The organism is Nitrospinota bacterium (genome assembly GCA_027619975.1).
GTDB lineage: Bacteria > Nitrospinota > Nitrospinia > Nitrospinales > VA-1 > JADFGI01.
The window spans coordinates 40,414-49,668 of sequence record JAQCGX010000026.1; the positions used below are offsets into that span (position 1 = coordinate 40,414).

7 protein-coding genes are annotated in these 9,255 nt (G+C 47.4%); 6 read left to right on the top strand and 1 reads right to left on the bottom strand.

All coding sequences use genetic code 11. The features are described from left to right. Nucleotides 1–19 precede the first annotated feature (19 nt). From O3C58_10050 to O3C58_10075, 6 genes are all read left to right on the top strand, one after another. Nucleotides 20–3,040 carry a fused MFS/spermidine synthase gene (locus tag O3C58_10050; GenBank protein MDA0692200.1) on the top strand — a complete coding sequence of 1,007 codons (3,021 nt, stop codon included), beginning with the start codon at nt 20–22 and terminating at the stop codon, nt 3,038–3,040. A 164-nt stretch (nt 3,041–3,204) separates the two neighbouring features. Beyond that, nucleotides 3,205–3,984, top strand: coding sequence for a tetratricopeptide repeat protein (locus O3C58_10055; protein MDA0692201.1), 780 nt, complete (start codon nt 3,205–3,207; stop codon nt 3,982–3,984). A gap of 277 nt (nt 3,985–4,261) precedes the next feature. Further along, complete coding sequence (locus tag O3C58_10060; GenBank protein MDA0692202.1) at nt 4,262–5,227, top strand: VacJ family lipoprotein; 966 nt, start codon at nt 4,262–4,264, stop codon at nt 5,225–5,227. 207 nt (nt 5,228–5,434) lie between these two features. After that, nucleotides 5,435–7,624 (top strand): thioredoxin domain-containing protein, encoded by a 2,190-nt coding sequence (locus O3C58_10065; protein ID MDA0692203.1) that lies wholly within the window; start codon nt 5,435–5,437, stop codon nt 7,622–7,624. A 120-nt stretch (nt 7,625–7,744) separates the two neighbouring features. After that, entirely contained in the window at nt 7,745–8,029 is a 285-nt protein-coding gene (locus O3C58_10070) for a hypothetical protein (protein ID MDA0692204.1), read from the top strand. Then, a complete protein-coding gene (locus O3C58_10075; GenBank protein ID MDA0692205.1) occupies nt 8,008–8,307 on the top strand; it encodes a type II toxin-antitoxin system RelE/ParE family toxin in 300 nt (99 codons plus the stop codon). Before O3C58_10070 ends, O3C58_10075 begins: the two co-directional genes overlap by 22 nt. Before the next feature lie 135 nt (nt 8,308–8,442). On the opposite strand, the gene O3C58_10080 is transcribed toward O3C58_10075, so the two are convergent. Further along, complete coding sequence (locus O3C58_10080) at nt 8,443–9,132, bottom strand: class I SAM-dependent methyltransferase (GenBank protein ID MDA0692206.1); 690 nt, start codon at nt 9,130–9,132, stop codon at nt 8,443–8,445. Nucleotides 9,133–9,255 lie beyond the last annotated feature (123 nt).

Below are 9,255 nucleotides of genomic sequence, written 5' to 3' on the forward strand. Positions count from 1 at the left end.
TACTTAAAAGTTGTCTCCATTGAGTCCCATTTCCAGAACCTGGGTTTTTCTCTTTTTTTTGATCTCAGGCGCCACGGGTCTGATTTACGAGGTGGTCTGGACGCGTTTGTTGACCCTCGTCATGGGCAACACGCATTATTCCATCGCCACAGTTCTCACCACCTTTATGGGCGGCCTTGCCCTTGGCAGTTATGTGGGTGGCAGAGTCATAGACCGTTTTTTTAATCCCCTTGCCTTGTATGCAGTTCTTGAAGCGGCCATCGGGTTGTATTGCCTGGCCATTCCCAGTCTCATTGACTGGGCGTTTCCCTTGTTCAAGTCCATTTATCTGAGTTCGGAACTTTCCTATTCGTCATCCAGTTTTTACCGCTTTTTAGTCTGCTCGGCCATTCTTATCATTCCCACTTCCTTTATGGGAGCCACGCTTCCCGTTCTCAGCAAATTTGTGTCCACAAAGCCCGAGTTCGTAGGCCGGGATGTGGGGACACTTTACGCCATAAACACCTTTGGCGCGGTTTTTGGAGCCGCTACCAGCGCTTTCGTTTTCATGCGACTCCTAGGCCTCAATGCGACGATTGGGATCGCAGCGGCGTTCAACATCGGGATCGCCGCCGTAATATTTTTTATCTTCCGACCGCCGTTGAGCCGGGTGCATGAAAATATGCAAACTCCCAAGGAAACTGAAACCGGACCGACTCCCTGGAAGGAAGGGTTCATTCTTTTTGGATTTGCGATTTCCGGTTTCTGTGCCCTGGTTTATCAGCTCACCTGGAACCGGATTTTGTCCCTGCTTTTGGGGTCTTCCGTTTATGCATTCAGCCTGATTCTGGCAATTTTTATCCTGGGCCTGGCGCTGGGGACGGTTTGCTTTTCCCGCTGGATGACGCGGTTTAAGGACCTGATCAAGGTTTTTGGCTTTCTGCAAATTGGAATTGGGATTTCGGCACTTGCCGCCCTGCCTTTTTTTGGCGAAATACCCTTTGTGAACCGTTGGGTCTATCAGAATTGGGATGTGGATTTCACGGTAGTTCAGTGGTCCAACTTTCTGATTATTTTTTCGTTGTTGTTTGCGCCTACCTTTTTTATGGGCGGTCAGTTCCCGGTTGTGGTGAAACTTTTAACACGCGGAATTTCCAATTTGGGTCGCGATGTCGGCAGGGTGTATGCCTCGAATACAGTGGGGACCATCATCGGCTCTTTTGTGGGCGGTTTTCTCATGGTTCCGGTGCTTGGCATTCAGAACTCGGTTCTTACGGCAGTTTTAATCAACGTCCTGCTGGCGGCGGTCCTGCTCTGGCTTGCTCCCAGTTTGTCCCCCCGGCTGAAATACTATGGTGTGCCTTTCCTGGTGATTTTTTGTATATGGGGAGGCCGTTCCATGGATGCCTGGGATAAAGCCGTCATTTCCAGCGGGTCCTTTATGCCGTACCGGATCAAGGATCTGCATGAAGCTGAAAAAAAGTCCAACAAGATTCTGTACTATAAAGAAGGGACCCATACGACGGTGACCACAGAGCTTGCCGTGTCGGGAAATATTTTCCTGCGCGTTAATGGCAAAACCGATGCCTCTTTGGCGCTGGATATGCGCACTCAGTTGCTCTCCGGTTATCTTCCCATGTTTTTGAAGGAGAACCCGCAATCCGCTTTGGTGATAGGGCAGGGGAGTGGCATCACCCTGGGGGCGGTCGAGCAGTTTGCCGTCAAGGATATCGATCTGGTGGAGATTTCACCGGCTGTCATCGAGGGCTCACGCTATTTTGGTCCATTCAATCACCAGGCGTTGGACGATGAGCGCTTGACCATCATTCTGGAAGATGGGCGCAATCATGTGGCGTTGAGCGACAAGAAATATGACGTCATTATATCCGAGCCTTCCAACCCCTGGATTTCGGGTGTTGGCGCCTTGTTTACCATCGACTTTTTCCATTTACTCAAAGCAAGATTGAGTGTGGATGGCGTGGCCTGTATCTGGGTGCATACTAATATGTCTCCAGACAGTTTTAAATCCATCACCCGGTCCTTTACGGAAGTTTTTCCTTACGTGACCATGTGGGAATCCATTGTTGGAGACGATTATCTATTGATCGGCTCTTCCAAAGAGTATGGCCTGCCGTATGAAAAGGTGGAAAAATTTCTCACTCAAGAAACCATCGGACACGATCTGAAACGCATCGGCATTCAAAGCGTGAGAGACCTGTTCAGCCTGATGCTCATGGATCGGGACTCGATCGTTCAATTCAGTGGCGACGCTCCCATTCATACCGATGATAATTCCCTGCTGGAGTTCAATGCTCCCAAATACATTTACCGGGATGAACGGGATGTGCTGGTGCGGCAGTTAACCCCTTTTATCAAGGTGGACAATGGGTTTATTAAATTCAGTTCTCTTGAAAGCGATCAGCGTGCGAGTGTTCTTGAGAAACTGTCTACTCTGGATCGGTCTGAAAGCCAGGTGGCGGAGATCAAGCGGCATGCGCGAATCGATCAACTTCTGGATATGGCGGTGAACGAAGTCAATTCGGGCGATCCTGTGAAGGCTCTGGGCTATTACGAAGATATCCTGAAAATGGACCCTGAACATGTGATGACTTATTTTAACCTGGGAAATGTCTTCAACTCTCTCAGTCGCTATGAGGAGGCGGAAAGGGCGTATCAAAAAACATTGTCTCTCAACCCTTACTATGTATTTGGTTCGGTAGCGCTCTCAAAACTTTATATATCCACGCGCAGACCTCAACAGGCGGTGGAGGTTTTAGAGAAAGTTCTTGAATGGTATGTTGGCGACAGTGAGGTCCGGCTTTACCTGGGATTAGCCTATTCGTTACAAAAAAATTCCCAACGTGCCGTGGAGGAAATGGAAAAAGCTCTGCAATTGGACTCGGGTAATTATTCGGCCCACTATTATCTGGGGATACAGTATCAAAGCATCAATTCCAGGAAAGCAAAAAAGCATTTGCAGGCGTTTATTGCCCAGGCCGAAGTTGAAGGTGGAAATCAGAAAATGATTGCCACGGCAAAAAATTTATTAAAGAAACTTTGATCCGCAAAATAGATAACGTTATACTCCCCTCATCTTGAACTCAAAGATAGCGATGCCATCGTTTTTCTATATTTGGTCCGCCCTCTGGCATGAGCCGGGAGAGCCTTCATTTTAATTAAATAAATGGACTTGATGATTCATTATTACAAATTCAGAGGTTTATCATGCCCACCAAGGTAAAGATACTGTGGGTTTTCTGCAATATCATAATTGTGCTTGGCTTTATTGAACTGTCTTATAGTAGAGAGATGGGGAGAGCCAGAGAATACGAGGAAACTCAGGAGAAAGTGGCCCTGGAAAGGGCGCAAGAGGGTGCAGTTATCAGCAAAATGAAAAAAGAGCAACCAGCCCCGCCGCCTGCCGATCCCCTGAAAGTGATCAAAGATCTCAATGCCCAGGGTAAATATGAAGAGGCCGCGAAACTGGCACAGAGCCTGTCTGAAAAGAATCCAAAAAATTCCGCGCTTTATAGCTGGTGGGGAATATCCCTGGTTAAATCGGGACTAAGAAGCGCGGCCATCGAAAAGTTTGTAAGGTCCACCCAGTTGGATCCGACTAATTCTCAAGCGTTCCTTTACTGGGGATTGACTTTAGCAATGGATGGTCACTATCAGGATGCCCTTGAAAAATATAAAACGGTAATCCAATTGACTCCTGAAAACGGTAATGCGTTTACTTATATGGCGGCTTCTCTCGATCAATTGGCACGGTACAAAGAAGCGGTGGAAAGTGCCAACCAGGCTCTGGAAATCAATCCATCGAATTCTGCGGCTTTTGAAGTGTTAATAGAGGCCCTTCGCCATTCGGAAGATTATCAAGGTGCGTGGGAAATTGTGGATCGGGCCAGGGAAGCGAATGTTGATATTTCGAAGAAAATAGTTGATGAATTGGCTGAAGCTCTGCCGAGAACCATAAAAACCCCTGAAAATAATGCGGATAACTAATAAATTGTATTATCTTTAATTTGGCTATAGACGTTTCTTAATCAATCCTTTATGCTGTGATATGGTATGTCGATTAGGTTTTATTTGTGAGGCATCTTTTGGTATAGTTACACCGGAATCGTGGTTCCGTAGAGGAAAGCCCAGTCTTAATCCCAAAAGAGGGTTGTCCCCTGAATAAATCAGTTTTATACGGGAGGTAAAAGTGGTTAAAAGGTTGCGGGAAATTAAGGTTACTGGTTTAACTTTATGCCTTATGCTTCAATTGGTCGGTGTTCCTATGTCGGCGAATGCCAATTCCCTTCTTGATTCTCCAGAACCCAGGCATTTGGTGCAATCAATGCCGCAGTTCGTGTATGAAGTAGATGGAACCCTTTTAGCTCAAACCTCCGAAATCACCATATTGCTAGAGAAAAAAGTTTCCCCTGGAGATATCAAAAAAGATATAAAGCCGGAAATTCCTGAGGAAAAGAAGGTTTCCAAGAGTGACGATCTGGAGTCTGCTGAATCGGACCCGGAAAATGTAAAAAACTCCGAAGATATCGGGCAAATGGCTTCTGCCCTGGAAACAGCGCCATCCGCTAAATTTTATGAAGAACTGGAAGATCCTTTTGGTCCGCCAAAAAAGAATGGGTTTCCTGAATTAAAGGATCCATTTGAAGGTTACAACCGCTTCATGTTCAACGTCAATGAACACCTCTACGATTACCTTATGGAACCGGTCGCCCGTGGCTGGAGGTTTGTCCTTCCTGAAGATCTTCGGATTGTGATCCGCAATGCGTTTGATAATGCTCTGACTCCCGTAAAATTAGTCAGCACTTTGGTCCAGGGAGAGTGGGAAAAATCTGGACGAGTATTGAGCCGGGTCTTAATTAACACCACGGCGGGATTGGGAGGAATGCTTGACGTTGCGGGTCAAGAATATGGCATTGAAAATGTTGATGAGGACTTTGATCAGGCTTTGGGGCATTACGATATTCCCACGGGTCCTTACATTGTTCTACCCTTTTTTGGACCTTCCACAGCCAGGAACGTATCTGGACGCGTGGTCGATTCCATTCTCAGCCCTACTATATTTTTCTCACCGGGATTTCTTGTCGGCGCTGGAATCACCACTGCAGAAACCACCAATGACATCTCGTTTATCATTGACGACAAAAAAGCGCTTGAAGAAAGCGCCATCGACGAATATGAAAGTGTCCGCGATTTTTACCATCAATATAGAGAAGGTTTGTTAAAGAAATAATATCGTTTCCCTGTCATCTGATTATTGGCGTTGATCGCCCTTATCGGTTCGGGGAATATTTTTTTTCAATTCCACCGTCCTTATATTTCATCTTCCTGTCTCTTTGGGGTTCATTCCTGAGCCCACATTCTGTATCCTGTTGACATTCTAATTTATGGTAAGCAACCAAACTCGGAATAAACTTTTATTCCCTGAAGGAGTGTATTTGTGGAAACGCCCAAACACGAAAACCGGTTGATCACCGAAACCAGCCCTTACCTTTTACAGCATGCGCATAACCCTGTGGACTGGTACCCCTGGGGGCCGGAAGCGCTGGAAAAAGCCAGACAGGAAAACAAACCCATCTTTCTCAGCATCGGTTATTCCGCCTGCCATTGGTGCCACGTGATGGCCCATGAATCTTTTGAAGATGAAGAAACTGCGAAGCTCATGAATCAGTGGTTCATCAACATTAAAGTAGACCGTGAGGAACGTCCGGATGTCGATGCTGTCTATATGAAAGCTCTGGTCGAGTTAACGGGGCACGGCGGGTGGCCGCTCAGTATTTTTTTGACGCCGGAGCAGGAACCATTTTATGCGGGGACTTATTTTCCGCCTTCCAAAAAATACAACCGGCCAGGATTTTCCGAAATTTTGCAGCAGGTGCATGAGAGATTCACTGGCCAAAAGGATGAGATTCAGTCGCGGGTAAAAACCATCATGAGTAAACTCAATCAAAGTCCAGCCGTAAAAAGTGGTGGTCAACTTCCGGGCGTGGATTTGATCGATCAGGCGTTTGCGATGCTGGAAAGCCGGCACGATTCCGAACACGGCGGGTTTGGACAAGGCATGAAATTTCCCGAGCCGATGGTATACACTCTGCTACTGAGACATTGGCAGAGGACGGGGTCGCAAGAGGCGATGGAGATACTGGATAAAAGTTTGACCTGCATGGCTGAGGGCGGCATCTACGATCATTTGGCTGGTGGGTTTCATCGTTACTCCACCGACCGGGAATGGATAGTTCCCCATTTCGAGAAGATGCTTTACGACAACGGTCTGTTAGCCAAATTATTCGTAGAAATGTTTCAGGCCACCAAACAGGAAATTTATAAAGTTACCGCTATTGGAACATTGGATTATATCCTGCGAGAAATGACGTCTGCCGAGGGGCCATTTTTCGCCAGTATGGATGCGGACACCGCAGGCGGGGAGGGCGAATATTATGTCTGGGAATTGAAAGAAGTTCTTAACCTTCTTGGTCCCCAGCACGCAAAGATATTTGCCCGTGCGTATGGCATCACGCCGTCAGGAAAATTTGCAAAGAAGAATGTGCTGCATATTAAAGAGTCCATGGAAAAAGTTTCCGAGGCGGAGGGCAGAGCTATTTTTGAAGTCCAGCACATTTTGAACAAGGGCAAGCAAACTTTATGGGATGCCCGGAAGAAACGCGAGAAGCCCGATACAGATGAAAAAATAATCACCGCCTGGAACGGGCTCATGATCACTGCTTTCAGTAAGGCCGCTTCCGTATTTGGCGAGAAGAAATATTGCGAAACCGCCAGCCGATCCGCACAGTTTATTTGGGAGCATCAATGGAGCGAGAAAGGCCTGTTAAGAATCTATAAGGACGGGCAAAGTAAGATAGCCGGATGTCTCGACGATTACGCCTACTTTCTGGAAGGGCTGTTAGCGCTGTATGAGGCTTCGTTTGAGTATGGATGGATCGAGAAAGCCCGGCAGGTGGCCGATAAAATGATCGAAGAATTTTGGGACGAAACAGACGGCGGGTTTTTTATGACCGGCAACAGCCAGCAACAATTGATCGCTCGTCTCAAAAACCCTGCCGATGAGGCGGTCCCCTCTGCCAACGCCATCGCCGCGCATTCCCTATTACAACTCGTGCATCTCACCGGTAAGAAGGAGTACCGGCAAAAAGTGGAGGCCATGCTGAAAGCCTATCAACCAAGAATGGAAAGAAGTCCGGCGGCGCATACCGGGTTACTATCAGCGTTGGACTACTATTTGGCATCACCCACGGAAGTGGTGTTTGCCGGACCCAAAGACGATAAGGCGTTTCAGGAAATGCGGGACACCGTGCAGGAGGATTTCCGTCCTCATAAAGTTTTGCTTTGGAGCGAGAATGAAAAGGTTCAAAAGGAACTGCCGCTCACCGAGGGGAGGTCGGCAGTCGGTGGCAAGGCCACGGTTTATCTGTGTCAAAAGCAGACCTGTCATCCACCTGTCCATTCGGGCCAGGCTTTGATGAATCTTCTGGAACGGCCACAGGAAATCCGCCTTAATATTTTTGATCTGGATAAACGCGCCGCTGAGATTCAGGCTAAGGAACAGGATAAATTTTTTAGCGCCATGGGCGAGATCTTCAAACACTCCGGCCTGGGTGGGAAGAAGCAATAGCCTGTAAGAAAAACGTAGATGCAGTCAGGGAATGATCGGCTCCCTTTACTTTTTGGTAGTTTTTTTGATGATATCGAGGTATTCTGGTTGCGATAGGTGCAACCGGAATAGGTTTTTATTATGAGTGACAAAACGACAATGGGTGTGAAGCTGGATGAAGCAACCCGCAACCGACTCAAGAATCTTGGTAAAACCAAGGATCGTTCGCCTCATTGGCTGATGAAGGACGCCATCTCCCGTTATCTGGATAGAGAGGAAGAGATTGAACGTCGTAATCATGAGGCCGACGAGGCTTGGAAAGAGTACCAAAAGACCGGCCAGTCTGTTAGCCACGAAGCCATGATGGAATGGTTTGATACCTGGGGAACAGATGAGGAAGGTCAATGCCCGCCAACAAAAAGCTGATTTGGACGCTTCCCGCCCGAGAGGATATTATCCGGTTGCGGGAGTTCATCGAGCCGCACAATCCTGAAGCCGCCCGCAGAGCCGCTGAAAATTTAAAGAAAGCGGCGTTGCTTCTTCTTGAGAATCCACATATAGGAAAGCCCGTCGAGCGCAGGGAGGATAGAGAATTGATCGTTCCTATCGGGAGGCGGGGTTACGTTATCCGCTATCGCGTTATGGGTGATGAAATTATCATCCTGCGCGTGTGGCACGGTCTTGAGGAAAAAGGAACAACTTGACTTCTTACCCCCTTTTTAGACAGGATTAACGGGATGTGCAGGATGGAAACCGCGGCCCAATATATGGTCAACCCCCTCAAGGGTTTTTACAATCTCCTCTCCCTTCACTATAGGGAGAGGTCGGGTGAGGGTGCTTCATACCCGTTCAAAAATGGCTTTGATGTTTCCGAATTCCGAGGACCAAACTAAAACCTCTTTAAACCCGTGAGCTTCTAAAAGCTGTTTCAAATCCATTTCGGAATACAGGCAGACCGGTTCATGAATCTGATGCTTTAAAGCTATTTCCTTGTTCAATGGCGAATAGCGGTCGTGAACCGCTTTTTCCCGATCCCGATAACCGACAGCAAGTTCCGTATCGATCCCCGATGCCGATAGGAACACCCGCCCGCCTGTCTCCATTTTCTCTGCCATCATCTTGATTAACGCCTCCGCCTCCTCGAATTTCAAGTAGTGAATGAATCTCTGCGAGTACAGAATTTGAATCTTTTCAGGCAGGTCTTGTGGCAATAAAAGACGGGCGTCTTTTTGCAGAAATTTGATGTTTTGCAGATTCAACAGACCGGCGCATTGCGCAACCCTGTTTCCTATATCATTGGAATCGATGAGCAGGGTTTTGATGCCTGTAAGGGCAAGACGAGTTCCCTGAACTCCCAACCCGCATCCCAGATCGACCGCCGCCAGGTCATCGGACTTTTGCTCCAAGGCGAACTGAAGACATTTACGGTCCAGATCATCCATCCGCTGAGAAGAAATATCGACCCCTTGCGTTCCCGCGAGGTTTTGCATCTTGTCCCCATATAAATTTAGAATTGAATCATCGACCATTCCATATCCCCTGAGCCTTTTTGAAAAACCTGAAGAGAATCTATTTTATGATGGGCATCTCTAAAAATTAGTTTTCACAGAAAATAGACTCGTGTGCAAAATTTACTTAAATCAGTGGCACGG